The following is an 18,880-nucleotide window of genomic DNA, read 5'->3' as shown; positions in this document are numbered from 1 at the left end:
TCATGGCTGTAGATATTTTCATCAAGATCGGCGACATCAAGGGCGAGTCCAACGACAAGACCCACAAGGACGAGATCGACGTGCTCAACTGGAGCTGGGGCATGTCCCAGTCCGGCAACATGCACATGGGCAGCGGCGGCGGTTCGGGCAAGGTCAACATCCAGGACCTGTCGATCACCAAGTACATCGACAAGTCCAGCCCCAACCTGATGGCCCACTGCTCCAGCGGCAAGCACATCGACAAGGTCAAGCTGACCGTGCGCAAGGCGGGCGGTGAAAGCCAGGTCGAGTACCTGATCATCAATCTCGAAGAAGTGCTGATCAGCTCGCTGAGCACCGGCGGCTCGGGCAGCGACGATCGCCTGACCGAGAACGTGACCCTGAACTTCGCCAAGGTCACCGTCGACTACCAGCCGCAAAAAGCCGACGGCAGCAAGGAAGGCGGCCCGATCAAGTACGGCTGGAACATTCGTTCCAACGTCAAGATCTGACGTGGCCACCCCCTGTGGGAAGTCTCCAGCCGATTGCGCGTCCTGTAGGAGCGGGCTTGCCCCGCGAAACAGACGCCGCGGTACATGGCACCGGCTTTGCCGGTGTTCGCGGGGCAAGCCCGCTCCTACAGGGTCCCACTCATCTCTGCGAGACCTTCTGAAGTGGTAGCCGAGATTGCCGCCCGCGACCGCTTGCAGCCCTCGCTGCTCGATCGCCTGACCGACGACGACCCGGGCAACCCACAGGAAGCCCCGGACAAGCGTGTGCTCAGCCTGCAACAGCTCAAGGCCTCGGTTCTGCGCGACCTGGCCTGGCTGCTCAACACCACCTCGCTGCTGGACGCCAGCACCACCCTCAACGCCCCCGCCGGCGCCTCGGTGGTCAACTATGGCCTGCCAGCATTGGCTGGCAACAGCGCCTCGAACATCGACCTGAACGTGCTGGAGCGCATCATCCACCAGGCCATCGTCACCTATGAGCCACGCATCCTCGCCCACACCCTGAAGGTGCGTGCCCAGGCTGCGCCCGGGCAGATGAACGCCAACGCCCTGAGCTTCGAGATCGAGGGCGATCTGTGGGCTCAGCCCGCGGCCCTGCCGCTGCTGCTGCAAACCGACGTCGACCTGGAGTCCGGGCATGTCAGCGTGGCGCCGGCCGACCGCAGGAGGCGAGCATGAACCCGCGCCTGCTGGAGCTGTACAACCAGGAACTGCAGCACATCCGCGAAGGAGCCGCTGAGTTCGCCAAGGAGTACCCGAAGATCGCCGGGCGCCTGACGCTGTCCGGCATCGAATGCGCCGACCCCTACGTCGAGCGCCTGCTCGAAGGCTTCGCCTACCTCACCGCGCGGGTGCAACTCAAGCTCGACGCCGAGTATCCGACCTTCACCCACAACCTGCTGGAAATCGCCTACCCGCACTACCTGGCACCGACCCCGTCGATGACCGTGGTGCACTTGCAGACCGACCCGGACGAGGGCTCGCTGGCGGCCGGTTTCCAGCTACCGCGGGGCAGCGTGCTGCGCGCCAACCTGGGCCGCAATTCACAGACCCCGTGCGAGTTTCGGAGCACCCAGGACGTGACCCTGTGGCCGCTGCAGGTGGCCCGCGCCGATTACTTCGGCAACCCCGGCGCGGTGCTCGGGCGCCTGGCCGCCAGTGTGCCCCAGGCCCGTGCCGGCCTGCGCCTGACCCTGCGCAGCGGCGCCGAAGTACCGTTCGCCAGCCTGCCGTTGAGCCACCTGCCGCTGTACCTGAACGGCGCCGACGAAACCCCGTTCCGCCTCTACGAGCAATTGCTGGGCAGCGCCTGCGCGGTGTTCGTGCGCCAGCCCGGAGCCGACTGGGTCGAACGCATCCCGGTCGAGCAAGCCTTGCGCCCGTGTGGTTTCGATGATCGCGAAGCCGCGTTGCCGGTGGTGCCCCAGGCGTTCCAGGGCTACCGCCTGCTGCAGGAGTATTTCGCCCTGCCGCAACGCTTCCTGTTCGTCGACTTCGCCGGCCTCGAGGGCGCCGTGCAGCGCTGCACTGGCCAGGAACTGGAAGTGCTGGTGCTGTTCGAGCGTTTCGACCAGAGCCTGGAAAGCAGTGTCGGCGCCAGCCAGTTCGTGCCGTTCTGCACCCCGGCGATCAACCTGTTCCCGCGTCGGGTCGACCGACTGCACCTGACCGACCGTGTGCATGAGCACCATGTGATCGCCGACCGCACCCGCCCCACCGATTTCGAGATCCATTCGCTGCAGCAGGTGACCGGCCACGGCACCGGCCCGGATCAGGAGTTCTTGCCCTTCTACGCCGTGCGCGACCCGTCGCGCTATGGCCGCGACCAGGCCTACTACATCGTGCGCCGCGAACCACGGGTGCTGTCCAGCGAACAGCGACGTAACGGTACCCGCTCCAGCTACATGGGCAGCGAGACCTTCGTCAGCCTGGTCGACGGCCAGCAGGCACCCTACCGCCACGACTTACGGCAACTGGGCATCACCGCCCTGTGCAGCAACCGCGACCTGCCGCTGTTCATGACCGTCGGCGACGGGCGCAGCGATTTCAGCCTGGCCGACAGCGCCCCGGTCGCAGGCATACGCTGCCTGGCCGGACCGAGTCGGCCCAAGGCCAGCCATGCCCACGACAACCGTGCCTGGCGCCTGATCAGCCAGCTGTCGCTGAACTACCTGTCGCTGGCCGAGCAAGGCCAGGGCGCCGCCGCCCTGCGCGAACTGCTGCGCCTGTACGGCGACCCACAGGACAGCGCCCTGAACCTGCAGATCGAAGGGCTGCGCGAGGTCAGCTGCAAACCCTGCACCCGGCGCCTGCCGATGCCAGGGCCGATCGTCTTCGGTCGTGGCCTGGAGATCACCCTCACGTTCGATGAAAATGCTTTCCGCGGCACCGGCGTGTTCCTGCTAGGGGCGGTGTTCGAGCGCTTCCTGACCCGCTACGTGTCGATCAACAGCTTCACCGAAACCGTGCTGCGCACCAGCGAACGTGGCGAGATCATGCGCTGGACCGCCAAGCCCGGACGCAGGCCGATCCTGTGAACACCTTGCAGGCCATGCAGGCCGAGCCCTGGGCTTACGATTTCTTCCAGGCCTTGCGCCGCCTCGAGGCAGAATACCCCGAGCTGCCGCGCTTCGGCCACTCGCTACGCCTGGCCGATGAGCCAGTGCGCCTGGGCCAGCGCCTGGACTGCGGCTTCGCCCCGGCGACCCTTGCCGCGGTCGATGCCGTGGAGGACGGCCCTGCGCGCCTGGAGCAGTTCTTCTTCGGCCTGGGCGGGCCCAACGGCCCGCTGCCGCTGCACCTGACCGAATACATGCGCGAGCGCCAGCGCAACCATGCCGACGCGACCAGCAAGGCCTTTCTCGACGTCTTCCACCACCGCCTGCTGAGCCTGTTCTACCGGGCCTGGGCCGAAGCACGCCCGACCGTCAGCCACGACCGCCCCGGCGATGACTATTGGGCCGCGCGCCTGGCGGCGCTGAGCGGTCGTGGTCAACCCGAACTGCTAGGCCAGGGCCCGCTGGCCGATACCGCCAAGTTGCACTGGTCCGGCCACCTGAGCGCGCAGACCCGCTACCCCGACGGTTTGTGCAGCATTCTCAGCGGCTACTTCGGGGTACCGGTGACGCTCGAGGAGTACGTCGGCCAATGGCTCGAACTGCCCGAGCGCAGCCAGCTCGGCGTACGCGCCAATCGCCTGGGCGTGGACCTGTGCCTGGGCCGCTACGTCTGGGACCGTCAACACAAGTTCCGGTTATGCCTCGGCCCGCTCAGCCTCGACCAGTACCACGCCCTGCTGCCCGGAGGACAAGCCTTCGTCGAGCTGGCAGCGTGGGTCGCCGAATACCTGGGCCAGGAGCTGGACTGGGATCTGAACCTGATACTCGCGCAGGACCAGGTGCCCGCGCTGCAACTCAACGCTGGCCAACGCCTGGGCTTCGATACCTGGCTCGGCCGTCCCTCGCACGATGCACGCGACCTCAAGCTGGCCCGCTACTACGCCGACCAGCCGGTCGCCGCCCCACCGACAAGGAACCAGGACCATGGGTGAAATCAGCCGCGCCGCACTGTTCGGCAAACTCAACAGCGTTGCGTACAAGGCCATCGAAGCCGCCACGGTGTTCTGCAAACTGCGGGGCAACCCCTATGTCGAGCTGGTGCACTGGCTGCACCAGTTGCTGCAACTGCAGGACAGCGACCTGCACCGCATCGTGCGTCAGTTCAACGTCGAACCGGCGCGCTTGGCCCGCGACCTGACTGACGCCCTGGACCGGCTGCCACGCGGCTCGACCTCGATCACCGATCTGTCTTCCCAGGTCGAAGAAGCGGTCGAGCGTGGCTGGGTGTATGGCAGCCTGATGTTCGGCGAAAGCCAGGTGCGCACCGGCTATCTGCTGGTCGGTATCCTCAAGACGCCGAGCCTGCGCAACGCACTGCTGGGCCTGTCGAGTGAATTCGCCAAGCTCAAGATAGAAGCCTTGAGCGAACGCTTCGACGAGTACGTGGGTGACTCTCCGGAAAACCAACTGGCCGCCACCGACGGCTTCAGCGCTGCCGTTCCGGGCGAAGCCAGTGGCGCCGTGGCACCGGCGGCGATGGGCAAGCAGGAGGCGCTCAAGCGCTTCACCGTCGACCTCACCGAACAGGCCCGCAGCGGCAAGCTCGACCCCATCGTCGGACGCGACGAGGAGATCCGCCAGTTGGTCGATATCCTCATGCGCCGCCGGCAGAACAACCCGATCCTCACCGGCGAGGCGGGCGTGGGCAAGACCGCAGTGGTCGAAGGCTTCGCCTTGCGCATCGTCGCCGGCGATGTGCCGCCGTCCCTCAAGGACGTCGAACTGCGCAGCCTGGACGTCGGCCTGCTGCAAGCCGGTGCCAGCATGAAGGGCGAGTTCGAGCAGCGCCTGCGCCAAGTGATCGAAGACGTGCAGGCTTCGCCCAGGCCGATCATCCTGTTCATCGACGAAGCCCATACCCTGGTCGGTGCCGGTGGCGCCGCCGGCACCGGCGATGCGGCCAACCTGCTCAAGCCCGCCCTGGCCCGTGGCAGCCTGCGCACGGTAGCGGCGACCACCTGGGCCGAGTACAAGAAGCACATCGAGAAAGACCCCGCCCTGACCCGCCGCTTCCAGGTGGTGCAGGTGGACGAGCCGAGCGAGGCCAAGGCCTTGCTGATGATGCGTGGCGTGGCCTCGACCATGGAAAGACACCACCAGGTGCAGATCCTCGACGAAGCGCTCGAAGCCGCGGTAAAGCTGTCGCACCGCTACATTCCGGCGCGCCAGCTGCCGGACAAGTCGGTGAGCCTGCTTGACACCGCCTGCGCCCGCGTGGCCATCAGCCTGCATGCGGTGCCGGCTGAAGTGGACGACAGCCGCCGGCGCATCGAGGCGCTGGAAGTGGAACTGGCGATCATCGCCCGGGAGCACGCCATTGGCGTGCACACCGTACAGCGCCAGGCCCAGGCCGAGGCGCTGCTGGGCGAAGAACGCCAGCGCCTGGCCACGCTGGAGGACCGCTGGACCGAAGAGAAAGCTCTGGTGGATGAGCTGCTGGCTACCCGTGCGCAACTGCGTGAGCAGGTCGGCGAGGTCGATCAGGAGACTGAGGTACCAGGCAGCCATGCGCTGCGTGAAACCCTGGTGGACCTGCAACAGCGCTTGGGCGCTTTGCAGGGCGAAACCCCGTTGATCCTGCCGACCGTGGACTACCAGGCGGTGGCCTCGGTGGTGGCCGACTGGACCGGCATCCCGGTCGGGCGCATGGCCCGCAACGAGATCGAGACCGTGCTCAACCTCGACAGCCACCTGGCCAAGCGCATCATCGGCCAGGACCACGCGCTGAAAATGATCGCCAAGCGCATCCAGACCTCCCGCGCCGGCCTGGACAACCCGAACAAGCCGATCGGCGTGTTCATGCTCGCCGGCACCTCGGGCGTGGGCAAGACCGAGACCGCCCTGGCCCTGGCCGAGGCGCTGTACGGCGGTGAGCAGAACCTGATCACCATCAACATGAGCGAGTTCCAGGAAGCCCACACCGTCTCCACCCTCAAGGGCGCCCCACCCGGCTACGTCGGCTACGGCGAAGGCGGCGTGCTGACCGAGGCGGTTCGCCGCCGACCGTACAGCGTGGTGCTGCTGGACGAGGTGGAGAAAGCCCACCCGGACGTGCATGAAATCTTCTTCCAGGTCTTCGACAAAGGCGTGATGGAAGACGGCGAAGGCCGCCAGATCGATTTTCGCAATACGCTGATCCTGCTCACCACCAATGCCGGCACCGAGTTGATCGCCCGCACCTGCAGCGACCCGCAGGCCCTGCCCGACCCGGACACGGTGGCCACCTCGCTGCGCCAGCCGCTGCTGGAAATCTTCCCACCGGCGCTGCTTGGCCGCTTGGTGACCATTCCCTACTACCCGCTCAGCGACGCCATGCTCAAGGCCATTACCCGCCTGCAGCTGGAGCGCATCCGCAAGCGCGTGGAAGGTACGCACAAGGTCGGCTTCGCCTACGACGACGGCGTGGTGGACCTCATCGTCTCACGCTGCAGCGAAACCGAAAGCGGTGGCCGGATGATCGACGCGATTCTCACCAACGGCCTGCTGCCGGACATGAGCCGCGAATTCCTCACCCGCCTGCTCGAAGGCAAGCCGCTGGCCAGCGTCAGCATCAGCCGCCGCGACAACGACTTGCACTATGACTTCGGCGCCGCCGACTGACAGGATCGACCATGCTGTTCACGCAGTTCACGCGCCTGGCGCGAATCGACAGCCCCTTGGGGCCGGACAAGCTGATCCTTGCCGAAATGGGTGGCAGCGATGAGCTCGGCCGGCCATTCGACTACGAGCTGCGGCTGACCAGCGACGACCCGGCCATCGACCTCAATGCCCTGCTCGGCAAGCCGATGTGCCTGAGCGTGCAGCAAGACCTGGGCACCTCTCGGCACTTTCACGGCATCGTCGCCCGCTGCAGCCAGTCGGTCGACCAAGGCCAGTTCGCCAGCTACCGGGTCACCTTGCGCCCCTGGCTGTGGTTGCTGACCCGTACCAGCGACTGCCGCATCTTCCAGCACCTGAGCGCACCGCAGATCATCAAGCAGGTGTTCCGCGACCTGGGTTTCTCGGACTTCGAGGATGCCCTGAGCCGTAGCTACCGCGAGCGCGAATACTGCGTGCAGTACCGTGAGACCAGCTTCGACTTCGTTAGCCGATTGATGGAAGAAGAAGGCATCTACTACTTCTTCCGCCACGAGCAGGAACGCCACGTGCTGGTGCTGGCCGATGCCTATGGCGCCCATCCACAGGTGCCGGGCTACGAGAGCGTGCCCTACTATCCGCCGGACGGGCAGCATCGCGAACGCGACCACATCAACGACTGGCACCTGGCCCAGGAGGTCCAGCCAGGTTCCCTGGAGCTCAACGACTACGATTTCCAGCGCCCCAGCGCGCGCATCGACGTGCGCTCGGCCATGCCGCGCCCGCACCAGGCCGGCGACTACCCGCTGTTCGACTACCCAGGTGCCTACGAGCAGAGCCAAGACGGCGAGCACTATGCACGCACCCGCCTGGAGTCGTTGCAGAGCCTGCATGAGCGCATCGAACTGCGCGGCAACGCGCGCGGCCTGGGCAGCGGCAACCTGTTCAGTCTGAGCGGCTTCACCCGCCAGGATCAGAACCGCGAGTACCTGATCGTCGCGGCGCGCTACTACGTGCATCAAGAGCGCCTGGAGAGCGGCAGCGGCGGCGGCGAGGCGCAGTTCGAAGGCAACCTCAGCTGCATCGACGCGCAGCAGAGTTTTCGCCCCCAGGGCAGTACCGTGCGGCCCATCGTCAAGGGCCCGCAGACCGCAGTCGTGGTCGGTCCGCCCGGCGAGGAGATCTGGACCGACCAGTACGGTCGGGTCAAGGTGCACTTTCACTGGGACCGCCACGACCAATCCAACGAGAACAGCTCGTGCTGGATTCGCGTGTCCCAGGCCTGGGCCGGCAAGAACTGGGGGTCGATGCAGATTCCACGGATCGGCCAGGAGGTCATCGTCAGCTTTCTCGAAGGCGACCCCGACCGGCCGATCATCACCGGGCGGGTGTACAACGCCGAGCAGAGCGTGCCCTACGACCTGCCCGCCAACGCCACGCAGAGCGGCATGAAGAGCCGTTCGAGCAAGGGCGGCAGCCCGGCCAACTTCAATGAAATCCGCATGGAAGACAAGAAGGGTGCCGAGCAGCTGTACGTGCACGCCGAACGCAACATGGACACCGTGGTCGAGCAGAACCAGACCTTGTCGGTGGGCATCAACCGCAGCCAGAGCGTGGGCATGCTCGAGACCATCACCATCGGCCAGGACCGCATCCGCGCCGTGCGCCGCGACGACATGCTGCTGGTCGGCGCCAGCAAGACCGACAGCGTCAGCACCAGCTACCTGATCGAAGTGGGCGAGAACCTGCGCCTGGTCTGCGGCAAGAGCGTGATCGAGCTCAATGCCAGCGGGCAGATCAACATCAGCTGCGAGCAGTTCAGCTTCCATGCCAAGCAGGACGCCGAGATCAACACCGACGGCACCCTCGACCTGAACGTCGGCAGCGGCGCGCAGACCGCGCCGGACAACCAGGGCGTGAAAAAGACCATCGACGACGCGGTGAAGGCCCTCTTCCCCGACGCCGGCAAGTAACGAGACTTCCCCATGAATTACCGCCTCAACGAATTCCGTATGGCCCTGCCCGACACTTCGGTGCAGGACAGCAGCATCAACATCCTGCGCTTCGACGCCCTGGCCACTTCGCTGATCGTCAGCCGCAGCCTGCTGGCCGAAGGCGAGACCTTGCAGAGCAACTTCGACGGCCAGTTGCAGCGCCTGCAGCAGCAGGTCAAGGACCTGCGCATGCAACCGGCCCAGGCCGTGCAGGTGGGTGCCGGCCAAGCTATCGACGCCATCGAGCTGAGCAGTCAGTTCAGCAAGGGCCAGGAGAAGGTCTACCAGTACCAGTTGGCCCTGGTGCTGCCCGGCACGCGCAAGATGTTCGCCCTCAGCTACGTCAAGGCCAGTCCCCTGGGCGCGGCCGAGGCTGCGCACTGGGCAGCCATCAAGCAGTCGCTCGACTTCGACAACCTCGGCTGACCTCGCGCCATGTCCGACGCCTTGTGGGCCGCGCGCGAAGGCGACGCGCTGATGCACACCTCGATGCTCGCCGACATCGTTGGCGGGGTGCTGGAGATCGCCGCCACCGTGGCCATCGGCGCCCTGGCCACCGCCGCGGTGGCGGCGGCATTCGGCCTGACCGTGGCCACCGGCGGCCTGGGCTGCTTCGTGCTTGGCGCGGTGGTCGGCCTGGTGGTGGGGGTGGTCATGGCCAAGACCGGGGCGGATACCGGGCTCAGTCGATTATGCGAGGGCATCGGCAACTTCCTGTTCCCTCCTTCGGTACAGGCGACCATCGCCAGTGGCTCGTCGAACACCAAGACCAACGGCAAGCGCGCCGCCCGTGCCGCCGGCATCGTCACCGGACCGCCGGCGCCCCTGGAGCAGGTCGCCGCCGAGGCAGGCGAGGCCGAGGAAGAAAGCTTCCTCGACATGGCCAAGGGCTTTTTCTCGCAGATGTGGCGGCCGACCGTGGCCACGCCTGCGGCCAATACCCAGGAGGCCCCCGACGACAAGATCGCCTGCACCAAGCACCCGGCGATGCCGCCCCAGTACCTGGCCGAGGGCTCCAGCAAGGTGCTTATCAACGGCCATCCGGCCTGCCGCAGCGGTGACCGCAGCACCTGCGAAGCGGTGATCGTCGATGGCGGCCTGGTGTCGAACAACGTGCGCATCGGCGGCGAGCCGATTGTGGTGCGCGAGATCCGCAGCGGCAAGACGCCTGGCATCGGTTTGGCGGTGACTGCGCTGATGCTGCTGCGTGGGCGGGGGGGGAAGTTCTACAGCAAGTTTGGTTGCATGTTGGTGGGCGGCGTCAGCAGCTTCGTCACCGGCCAGGTGACTGGCGCCCTCACCCAGGCCATGGCGGGTTCGCCAAACCCGGTACATGCCGCCACCGGCGCGAAAATCCTGTGCGCCGAGGATGATCTGGATTTCACCGTGCAAGCGACCCTGCCGATGGTCTGGCAACGCTACTACAACAGCCACGACGAACGCGTCGATGGCTTGTTTGGCGCTGGCTGGAGCCTGCCCTACGAGGTTTCGGTGCAGGTCGATCCGGGTGATCGCCTGGTCCTGATCGATGAGCAGGCACGCCGGGTGGAAATGGGCGTCATCCCGCTGGGCGATGCGGTTTTCAGCGTCGGTGAGGGGCTCAGCGTGCGCCGCGCGCACAACGGCGAGTTGCTGACCGAAAGCCGAGAGGGCGAGTATCGTCTGTTCCAGCCGTCGCCTGGGCGACCGGAACGGTTGCGCCTGAGTCAGGTCGGCGATCGCAACGACAACCGTATCTATCTGGACTACGACGACCGTGGCCGTCTTTGCCAGTTGCGCGATGCCTTCGATCAGGTGCGTGTGGTGTTGAGCTACAGCGAACAATGGCCGCAGCGGGTCAGCCACGTGGACCATCAGGCGACCGACGGTCAGTCGCGACGATTGGCCAGTTATCGCTACGACGCCAGCGGCGATCTGGCCCAAGTGCTGGACGGTGCGGACCAGGTGGTGCGCAGCTTCGCCTACGACCCTGCCAGGCGCATGATCGAACACCGCACCGGCAGCGGCCTGCGCTGTTTCTACGAATGGGCGCAGCATGACGATGGCTGGCGGGTAGCACGGCATTGGACCGACGCCGGTGACAGCTACGCTTTCGAGTACGACATTGCCGCTGGCATCACCCGCGCGACCGACAGTCTCGATCGCGTTGCCGTGCGCCATTGGAACGAGCAATACCAGATCACCGCCTACACCGATGAACTGGCGCGGACCTGGCGTTTTGAATGGAACGACGAGCGCCAACTGCTGGCGGCGATCGACCCGATGGGTGGACGTTGGCAGTATTTCTACGATGCGTCGGGCAACATTGCCGAAACCATAGACCCACTGGGGCGCAGCGAGTCCACCGAGTGGCTGGAACATTGGTCGCTGCCACGCAGCCAGACCGATCAGGCCGGCCAGCGCTGGACCTTCGCCTACGATCAACGCGGCAACTGCATTCGCGAAACAGACCCGCTGGGCCAACATACCCAGTATCGCCATGACAGCCTGGGCAATCCCGTCGAGATCATCGACGCCAACGGTTCGAGTCGGCACCTGCGCTGGAACGACCTGGGGCTGCTGGTCGAACACAAAGATTGTTCCGGATACCTCACCCGACTTGGTTACGACCCATTGGGCCATCTGCAGTCGATCACCGACGCCCAGGGCGAGCGCACCGAGTACCACCACGATGGCAAGGGTCGCTTGCGCAGCGTGACCCTGCCCGATGGTCGTAGCGAAACGTTCGAACTCGACGGCGCTGGCCTGTTGATCCGGCACGTGGACACAGCGGGTCACGTCACCCACTACCAGCGTAATCGCCGCGGCCAACTGGAACTGCGCATCGACCCGCTGGGCCGACAGGTACGCTACCAGTACGACGGCTACGGTCGCCTGCTTGCCCTCTACAACGAAAATGGCGAGGCCTACCGCTTCGATTGGGACGCGGGCAACCGCTTGATCGCAGAGCACGACCTCGACGCCAGCTCGCGACGTTACCAGTACGATGCACTGGACCATCTTGACCAAGTGACTTTCGTACCCGCGCCAGGCAGCGAGCAAGCACCGATCGTTCATCGCATGGAGTACGACGCGGTCGGCCGGCTTCTCACTCGCCATACCGCTGATGCACGTACCGACTACAGCAACGACCCGCTGGACAATGTGGTCGCCATCCGCCGCACCGCCGCGGATGGCCAGGTCGAGGAACTAAGCTTCGTCTTCGATGCGCTAGGCCAACTGCGCGAGGAGCGCAGCGCCGACGACAGCGTGCAGCACCAGTACGATCCGTTGGGCAACGTCACCCGCACGCGGGTGCCCGATGGCCGCTGGATCAACCGTCTGTACTACGGCAGCGGGCATCTGCACCAGGTCAACCTCGACGGGCAGGTGGTATGCGATTTCGAGCGTGATCGCCTGCACCGGGAAACCCTGCGTCTGCAAGGCCCCCTTGCCACCCAGCGCCTTTACGACCGCACTGGGCGCCTGCGTACCCTGCTCCGCCGACCGGCATCGCAACCCAGCCAGTTACCGGCGCCAAGCCAACTGCGCTACCAATTCGACGCTGCCGACCAACTGGCGATGCGCGAGGTGCAGCACCCGGGCATGGGCTATCTGCAGGCACTCCAGCACGATGGTAGCGGCCACGTGCTTGGCCGCCAGGACAGCCCCAGCGGGCAGCGCGAGGCATTCCGCTACGACCCGGCAGGCAATCTGCTCGACCCAACAGCAGTCGGCGCAGGCTTGGTCAGGCACAACCGCCTGGTCACATTCGAGGACAAGCGCTATCGCTACGACGGCTTCGGTCGGCTGGTGGAAAAACGCAGCCGCCGACGCGGTACCCAGCATTTCCATTATGACGCCGACCACCGGCTGATACGGGTGCGCAACCTGCAACCCGGACGCGAGCGCATCGTCGACATGCGTTACGACCCAATGGGCCGGCGCACCGAAAAGATCGAATCGACGCTGGACGGCCAGGTGGTCTGCCGCACCCGCTTCAGCTGGAGTGGCCTGCGCCTGCTCGGCGAACAACGCAATGGGCTGTCGACGCTGTATCTATACGAAGACGATGGCCATGAACCACTCGCCCGTGTAGACGGCCAAGGCGCGCATCAACAACTGCGCCACTATCACAACGACCTCAACGGGCTGCCTGAGCAACTGACCGACGACCACGGCCAGGTGGTGTGGTCGGCGCGTTACCTGACCTGGGGCTCGTGCTGGGAGGAACAGCGGGGCCCGGGGCTGGTCGAGGAACAGAACCTGCGTTTTCAGGGCCAGTATCTGGACCGCGAAATCGGTTTGCACTACAACCTGTTCCGCTTCTATGACCCGGATATCGGTCGTTTCACACAGCCTGATCCGATCGGCTTGGCCGGTGGCTTGAACCTGTATGCCTATGCGCCCAATCCGTTTACCTGGCTGGATCCATGGGGGCTGGCCAAACTCAAGCAGGGAGAGGTAGCAGGGTTCGGTACCGATCCTCACTACAAGGATGGGCATCAAGCACATGAGATCATGCGTCACAAGTTCATGCAGGACAAAGGCATTGCTAAGACATCCAGGGTAATTGGCAATCCTGCAATGGCGCTCACGCAAAAGAACCATACCATCGTTCACAATGAAGAGCGTCGCCTGAGGGCCCTGCGAGGGCTCGGGCCGAACCAGATGCTCAAACGCGGCAAGCTAGAAATTCGACTGATGTCCGAAGCCATCCACAACACGCTGGTGTTGAATGGTACCGTGACACAGCAACAACTCCGCACTGCCAGGCGGTTAGCCCGGTCGTACGCAAAAAGCAAAGGGTGTTACTGAATTGAACTCGAACAAAATTGTGTTTACCGAGCGTGACAAAGGGTTCGGTCAGGTGGGTGGTAGCGTTCGCATGGACGATCCCACTTTGTGGCCTTTGGCGCCCGACACCCAGGAGCCAATGACCCCCCTGTGCACCATCACGGAAAATTTCCTACCGGCGCCGGTCTTTCCTGCGGGAATGGCAGCGACCGTTTTCATCACTGCTCGAAAACGCGACGGTTACTTCAATCAGTCCGTCATCAGACGCTACACCGTTCATGATGAAGCGGAGCTACCGAACACTCACAATGGCTTTGCCCGGGTTCTTCTCCATCGGTTGACCGATCGGGAGCTGCCTGCTCCGACCGGAACGTTCTTGCTCGAGCGTCGTTACATCGACTTCGAGCCGATGACAGACGAAGAATTCGAAGAAGAGCATGCCGACGAGTATGCAGGCCTGGGCATCAGCAAGCAGCTCGGTCGAGCGAGCTGGATGCAAGACCCGATCTATCTTTCAAGCCGGTACGTACTGCTTCTGCAATTGACCGATTACGACATCAGTCGATGGGCACCCACACAGGAGGGTATCTTCCTCGACGGCGTCGGTTTTGTGTATCTGGACAAACAGGCGCGAAGAAAAAAACAAGGCGACGAGGCCGGACTATTCTTCGTCCAATATGCGTGAAAGAGCAAATACTGACTGTAATGCTGATAGGGAACAAGCATTCAATAGCCATCGAGAGTGCGATGACGCACATGGGCTCTGCTTTGGGCCATGCCTGCCTCTGGTTCGGCAATGAGCAATTGGGCAGCCTGGAAGACTTGATCTACCTGGATGGCTATCTCTTGGGTTGCTTACTCGACATGAGAAAGAAACCGCATCTGACCGCACGCTATCAGGGCAAGGACGACCACCAACTGTTCAGCACCCTGAATCAGGACCTGGAATCCTGGGATGAAGACGACGACAAGGACTTCAGCGAAGAGGCTCGCCCCTACTTGCTCACCTGCGGGACGTTGTTCGATTGCTACACGGTGTTCTCGTACCGGTTGGACGAAACGCACGGACGAATCATGTGGCAGATCACCTGCGAGGAGGAAAACACACCCTTCGAGGACCTCAGAACCGCGTCCCGCGATGTGCATTTCGCGACCTTTGACTACACCGAACTCGCCAGTCTCATCAGCGAACTCCAGTCAGTGCTCGAACACGGCAGACTCGGTTGAGCGAGGCTCGAAAGAATGCTGGACCATCGTTGGCGGGAAGGATGTTACTAACCATGCAAAAGATCGTGCTTTCACAACAGGATGAGGGCTTCGGCCAGGTAGGCGGAGGTGCCTTTCTCAACGACCTGTCACTGTGGCCCGTCAGCCCGGAAAGCGGCGAACTGCTGACGCCACTGCTGACCCTCACCGAACGTTTCCGCCCCGCAAGGTTGCCGCCGCCGGGTATGGCCGTCACGTTATTCATAGCGGCACGACAACTGCGAGATGGGGACTTCAGCCATAACTTGCAGCGTCGCTATACGGTCAACCAACCCTCGGTGCTACAGGAAGTCATCAAGAACGGCTATGCCCGAGTCATTCTTCACGAGTTGGCCGAGAAACCGATCGTCCCTAGCGATCATCCACTGCTGTTGCAGAGTGCGTTCATCGATTTCGAGGAGATGACCGATGATGAATTGGAAGATGAGCATGCCCACGAAGATAGTGGCATTGACTTGAGCAAGCCAAGCGGCCGACCCGGTTGGTTGCAAGACCCAATCTATCCTCCGGATCGGTACATGTTTCTGATGCAGCTCGCAGACGGCGATGTGACGGAAGCCAGCCCGCAGCATGATGGGTTGCTCGCCGAGGGAATCGGCTATGTCTTTCTCGACATGCGAGCGCGGCGTGGCAAGGAAGGAGACGAGGCAGGATTCTTTTTTATCCAGTTCACATGATGCCAAACCAGCGTTTTTGTCCAACAGGGCTCTTTTTCGTCCAATACGCGTAACGCTGGCCCGCGCTCACGCCCGCGTGCACCCCAACTCCGCCGACAACCGCGCCGTCACCGCCTTGATCACCGGTACCAGCTCGCGCATCTTCTGCTCGGGCATGTACGGCACCGTGCTGGCCACGCTGATGCCGGCGACGATGCCTCCGCTGGCGTCTCTGACCGGCGCCGCGACGCAGCGGATCGACGGTTCGTTGTCTTCCAGATCGAAGGCATAGCCGCCCGTCACGTACTCGAGCATGCGCTGTTCGAACTGCGCCCAGCTCTGTTCGGTGTGGCTGGGCCAGAAGTTGCTCTTGCCGCCTACCGGCAGGCTGGTCTCGTACAAGCGCTGCCACTGAGCCGGGGTGTCGTCGAGCATCAACGCCTTGCCGATGCCGGTGCGCGCCAGCGGCATGCGATGACCCACCCGCGAGCGCATCTCCGGGCCATTGCGCCCCGGCGTCTTGTGCAGATAGAGCACCTCGTCGCCCTCGCGGATTGCCAGGTGGATGGTATCGCCGGTCAGCGCCGACAATTCGTCCAGGTAAGGCCCGGCGAGCGCCACCAAAGGCAGCTCTTCGCGGGCCTGGAAGCCCAGTTCGATCAGCTTCGGACCGAGCAGGTAGCCCACCTGCGGCAAGACCCGCAGATAGCGTTCGTCCACCAGGCAACTGACCAGGCGGTGGGTGGTGCTGCGGGTGGTACCGATCGCCAGGGCGATGTCCTTCAGGTCGCGGGCACCCGCGGCCACCGCCTGGACCACGGCCAAGCCGCGCAGCAGGGTCTGGGTACCGGTTGGCGCGGCGGTGGATTTCGAAGCGTCTTCCTGCATGGGCAGCCTTCAACGTTGAATCAGGGAGCAGGCGGCATTATGTTCGCCCGCCTGCCACGACTACAACTCGATACGTTCCACCTTGCCCACCAGCAGGATGTACGACAGCGCACCGGCCAGCGCCACCAGCGAGATATAGGTGATGGCCGGGGCGAACGAGTCGCCGCTGGCGAGAAAGCCGATGACGATGGGGGTGACGATCGCCGACAGGTTGCCGATGAAGTTGAACACCCCACCGGTCAACCCGAGCAGACGTGCCGGCGCCAGGGTCGAGACCAGCGACCAGGTGATCGAGGCCAGGCCGTTGCCGAAGAACGCCAGCGCCAGGAAGGCGATCACCCAGGCGGTGGAGTCGACGAAGTTGGCGCCAATGATCGCCGTGGAAATCAGCAGCCCGCCAATGATCGGCAATTTGCGGGCGAAGCCGACGCTGGCGCCGCGCCGAATCAGCCAGTCGGAGAAGAACCCCGAGCACAGCACGCCGACGAAGGCCGCCAGGAACGGCAGCGAAGCCAACAGGCCGGACTTGATGAAGTCCATGCCGCGGTATTTCACCAGGTAGGTCGGGAACCAGGTAAGGAAGAACCACAGCGTCGAATTGAGGCAGAACTGGCCCAGGTAGATGCCCCACAGCTTACGCTTGCTCAGCACCACCCCCAGGTCGGTCCAACTGAAGCGGGCCTTGGCCTGCTCGGTCTGGATATCGACCAGGCCGCCGCCTTCGCGGATCAGCTCGATCTCGCCGTCGTTGACGCCTTTGAAGTCACGCGGTTCGCGATACACCGCGTACCAGATCACGGCCCAGAGAATGCCCACCGCGCCGGTAGCGACGAATACCATGTGCCAGCCGTACTGGTGCTGCAGCCAGGCCAGCACCGGGGTCAAGAACGCCAGGCCGACGAACTGCCCGGAGGTGTAGAAACCGATGGCCGTGGCGCGCTCGCGCTCGGGGAACCAGGTGGTGACCACGCGGCTGTTGATCGGGTAAGCCGGCGCCTCCAGGGCGCCGACCGCCATGCGCAGGGCGAACAAGGCGATGAAGCTGGCGGCGAAACCGAGCAGTACCGTGGCGATCGACCACAGCGCCAGCGCAGCGGTGTAGAGGATGCGCGGCGGCACCCGGTCGACCAGCCAGCCACCGGGAATCTGCATGGCGGCATAGGTCCAGCCGAAGGCGGAAAAGATCAGACCGACATGAATCGGGTCGATGCCCAGATCACTGGTCAAGGCAGGTGCGGCAATGGACAGGTTACTGCGGTCGAGGTAATTGATCACCACGGTGATGAACAACAGCACCATGATGAAGAACCGCTTGCGGCTGGGTGTCGCCAACGCAGCCTGACCGGTCAGGGTATTCGGTTGCATGGGAAGTGCCTCTTGTTATGTTTATTGAGGTCGCGGCCGACCCAGGGTGCGCGGACGCCCCTGAGCCTGGGGTGGATCAGGGCCGCCTCACCACTCGGCGAAGCTGCCGTCGGCGTGACGCCAGACCGGGTTGCGCCAGCGGTGGCCGACCGCCGCGCGTTCGATCACGTATTCTTCGTTGATCTCGATGCCAAGGCCCGGGCCATTGGGGATCTTGACGAAGCCTTGGTCGTAGTCGAACACACCGGCATCCTTGACGTAGTCGAGCAGGTCATTGCTCTCGTTGTAATGGATGCCCAGGCTCTGCTCCTGGATGAACGCGTTGTAGCAGGCGGCGTCGAGCTGCAGGCAGGCAGCCAGGGCGATCGGGCCCAACGGGCAGTGCAAGGCCAGGGCCACGTCGTAGGCTTCAGCCATGTTGGCGATCTTGCGCGTCTCGGTGATACCACCGGCGTGGGAGGCATCGGGCTGGATGATGTCGACGTAACCTTCGCTGAGCACGCGCTTGAAGTCCCAACGCGAGAACAGCCGCTCGCCCAGGGCGATCGGTGTGCTGGTCAGCGGCGCGAGTTCCTTGAGCGCTTCGTAGTTTTCGCTGAGCACCGGCTCTTCGATGAACATCAGCTTGTATGGGTCCAGTTCCTTCATCAGCACCTTGGCCATGGGCTTGTGCACCCGACCATGGAAGTCGACGCCGATGCCCACGTTCGGGCCGACCGCGTCGCGCACGGCGGCGACATTGGCCAGGGCCTGCTCGACTTTGTCGAAAGTGTCGATGAACTGCAGCTCCTCGGTGCCGTTCATCTTCACCGCTGTGAAGCCACGCCCTACTGCTTCTTTCGCGGCACGCGCGGTGTCCGCCGGGCGGTCACCGCCGATCCACGAGTACACGCGGATCTTGTCGCGCACCTGACCGCCGAGCAGGTCGCTGACCGAGACGCCGAGCGCCTTGCCCTTGATGTCCCACAGGGCCTGGTCGATACCGGCCAGGGCGCTCATGTGCACCGCACCGCCGCGGTAGAAGCCTCCGCGATAGAGCACGGTCCAGATGTCTTCGATATTGCGCGGATCCTTGCCGATCAGGTAATCGGACAATTCCTCGACAGCGGCAGCCACGGTATGGGCGCGCCCTTCGACCACGGGCTCGCCCCAGCCGGTCACGCCTTGGTCGGTTTCGACCTTGAGGAAGCACCAGCGCGGCGGCACGATGAAGGTGGTCAGCTTGGTGATTTTCATCTTGTTATCTCTCT

At 64.1% G+C, this 18,880-nt stretch carries 14 protein-coding genes; 11 read left to right on the top strand and 3 right to left on the bottom strand.

All coding sequences use genetic code 11. The annotated features are described in order from the left end of the window. Positions 1-2 precede the first annotated feature (2 nt). The 11 genes from KY379_RS14715 (at position 3) to KY379_RS14665 (ending at position 15,398) form a co-directional block, all read left to right on the top strand. A complete protein-coding gene (locus KY379_RS14715; RefSeq protein WP_133331714.1) occupies positions 3-491 on the top strand; it encodes an Hcp family type VI secretion system effector in 489 nt (162 codons plus the stop codon). 162 nt (positions 492-653) lie between these two features. After that, positions 654-1,169 (top strand): type VI secretion system baseplate subunit TssE, encoded by a 516-nt coding sequence (tssE, locus tag KY379_RS14710; RefSeq protein WP_133331713.1) that lies wholly within the window; start codon positions 654-656, stop codon positions 1,167-1,169. After that, positions 1,166-3,028: a type VI secretion system baseplate subunit TssF gene (gene tssF, locus KY379_RS14705; protein WP_133331712.1), complete on the top strand. Its 1,863-nt coding sequence runs from the start codon at positions 1,166-1,168 to the stop codon at positions 3,026-3,028. Before tssE ends, tssF begins: the two co-directional genes overlap by 4 nt. Then, on the top strand, positions 2,992-4,041 hold the full coding sequence (gene tssG, locus KY379_RS14700; protein ID WP_261240671.1) for a type VI secretion system baseplate subunit TssG: 1,050 nt from the start codon (positions 2,992-2,994) through the stop codon (positions 4,039-4,041). The genes tssF and tssG overlap by 37 nt, the downstream gene beginning before the upstream one ends. Further along, positions 4,034-6,709 (top strand): type VI secretion system ATPase TssH, encoded by a 2,676-nt coding sequence (tssH, locus tag KY379_RS14695; protein ID WP_261240651.1) that lies wholly within the window; start codon positions 4,034-4,036, stop codon positions 6,707-6,709. Before tssG ends, tssH begins: the two co-directional genes overlap by 8 nt. Before the next feature lie 11 nt (positions 6,710-6,720). Beyond that, positions 6,721-8,658, top strand: coding sequence for a type VI secretion system tip protein VgrG (locus KY379_RS14690; RefSeq protein ID WP_261240653.1), 1,938 nt, complete (start codon positions 6,721-6,723; stop codon positions 8,656-8,658). A 12-nt stretch (positions 8,659-8,670) separates the two neighbouring features. Further along, positions 8,671-9,105 carry a DcrB-related protein gene (locus tag KY379_RS14685; RefSeq protein ID WP_133331708.1) on the top strand — a complete coding sequence of 145 codons (435 nt, stop codon included), beginning with the start codon at positions 8,671-8,673 and terminating at the stop codon, positions 9,103-9,105. 9 nt (positions 9,106-9,114) lie between these two features. Then, positions 9,115-13,476, top strand: a complete 4,362-nt coding sequence (locus tag KY379_RS14680; RefSeq protein WP_261240656.1) for an RHS repeat-associated core domain-containing protein — start codon at positions 9,115-9,117, stop codon at positions 13,474-13,476. Between the two features lies 1 nt (position 13,477). Continuing rightward, positions 13,478-14,140, top strand: coding sequence for a hypothetical protein (locus KY379_RS14675; RefSeq protein ID WP_261240657.1), 663 nt, complete (start codon positions 13,478-13,480; stop codon positions 14,138-14,140). Positions 14,141-14,211: 71 nt separating this feature from the next. Then, on the top strand, positions 14,212-14,682 hold the full coding sequence (locus tag KY379_RS14670) for a hypothetical protein (protein WP_133331705.1): 471 nt from the start codon (positions 14,212-14,214) through the stop codon (positions 14,680-14,682). Between the two features lie 53 nt (positions 14,683-14,735). Next, on the top strand, positions 14,736-15,398 hold the full coding sequence (locus KY379_RS14665) for a hypothetical protein (protein ID WP_261240658.1): 663 nt from the start codon (positions 14,736-14,738) through the stop codon (positions 15,396-15,398). A 66-nt stretch (positions 15,399-15,464) separates the two neighbouring features. Here KY379_RS14665 and KY379_RS14660 read toward each other — a convergent pair whose 3' ends face one another. The 3 genes from KY379_RS14660 to dgoD all read right to left on the bottom strand — a co-directional run bounded on the left by KY379_RS14660 (position 15,465) and on the right by dgoD (position 18,866). Continuing rightward, on the bottom strand, positions 15,465-16,265 hold the full coding sequence (locus tag KY379_RS14660; protein WP_261240659.1) for an IclR family transcriptional regulator: 801 nt from the start codon (positions 16,263-16,265) through the stop codon (positions 15,465-15,467). Positions 16,266-16,325: 60 nt separating this feature from the next. Next, a complete protein-coding gene (locus KY379_RS14655) occupies positions 16,326-17,630 on the bottom strand; it encodes an MFS transporter (RefSeq protein WP_133331702.1) in 1,305 nt (434 codons plus the stop codon). An 87-nt stretch (positions 17,631-17,717) separates the two neighbouring features. After that, positions 17,718-18,866, bottom strand: coding sequence for a galactonate dehydratase (gene dgoD / locus KY379_RS14650; protein WP_133331701.1), 1,149 nt, complete (start codon positions 18,864-18,866; stop codon positions 17,718-17,720). Positions 18,867-18,880 lie beyond the last annotated feature (14 nt).

The organism is Pseudomonas sp. HD6422, assembly GCF_025377065.1.
GTDB lineage: Bacteria > Pseudomonadota > Gammaproteobacteria > Pseudomonadales > Pseudomonadaceae > Aquipseudomonas > Aquipseudomonas putida_U.
The sequence above is the reverse complement of the archived record's forward strand: the minus strand, read 5'-3'. Positions and strand labels throughout refer to the sequence as shown.

Coding starts and splice junctions, on each gene's coding strand:
- KY379_RS14715 (WP_133331714.1), top strand. CDS start 3: ATGGCTGTAGATATTTTCATCAAGATCGGCGACATCAAGGGCGAGTCC.
- tssF (WP_133331712.1), top strand. CDS start 1,166: ATGAACCCGCGCCTGCTGGAGCTGTACAACCAGGAACTGCAGCACATC.
- tssH (WP_261240651.1), top strand. CDS start 4,034: ATGGGTGAAATCAGCCGCGCCGCACTGTTCGGCAAACTCAACAGCGTT.
- KY379_RS14690 (WP_261240653.1), top strand. CDS start 6,721: ATGCTGTTCACGCAGTTCACGCGCCTGGCGCGAATCGACAGCCCCTTG.
- KY379_RS14685 (WP_133331708.1), top strand. CDS start 8,671: ATGAATTACCGCCTCAACGAATTCCGTATGGCCCTGCCCGACACTTCG.
- KY379_RS14680 (WP_261240656.1), top strand. CDS start 9,115: ATGTCCGACGCCTTGTGGGCCGCGCGCGAAGGCGACGCGCTGATGCAC.
- KY379_RS14670 (WP_133331705.1), top strand. CDS start 14,212: ATGGGCTCTGCTTTGGGCCATGCCTGCCTCTGGTTCGGCAATGAGCAA.
- KY379_RS14665 (WP_261240658.1), top strand. CDS start 14,736: ATGCAAAAGATCGTGCTTTCACAACAGGATGAGGGCTTCGGCCAGGTA.
- KY379_RS14660 (WP_261240659.1), bottom strand. CDS start 16,265: ATGCAGGAAGACGCTTCGAAATCCACCGCCGCGCCAACCGGTACCCAG.
- KY379_RS14655 (WP_133331702.1), bottom strand. CDS start 17,630: ATGCAACCGAATACCCTGACCGGTCAGGCTGCGTTGGCGACACCCAGC.
- dgoD (WP_133331701.1), bottom strand. CDS start 18,866: ATGAAAATCACCAAGCTGACCACCTTCATCGTGCCGCCGCGCTGGTGC.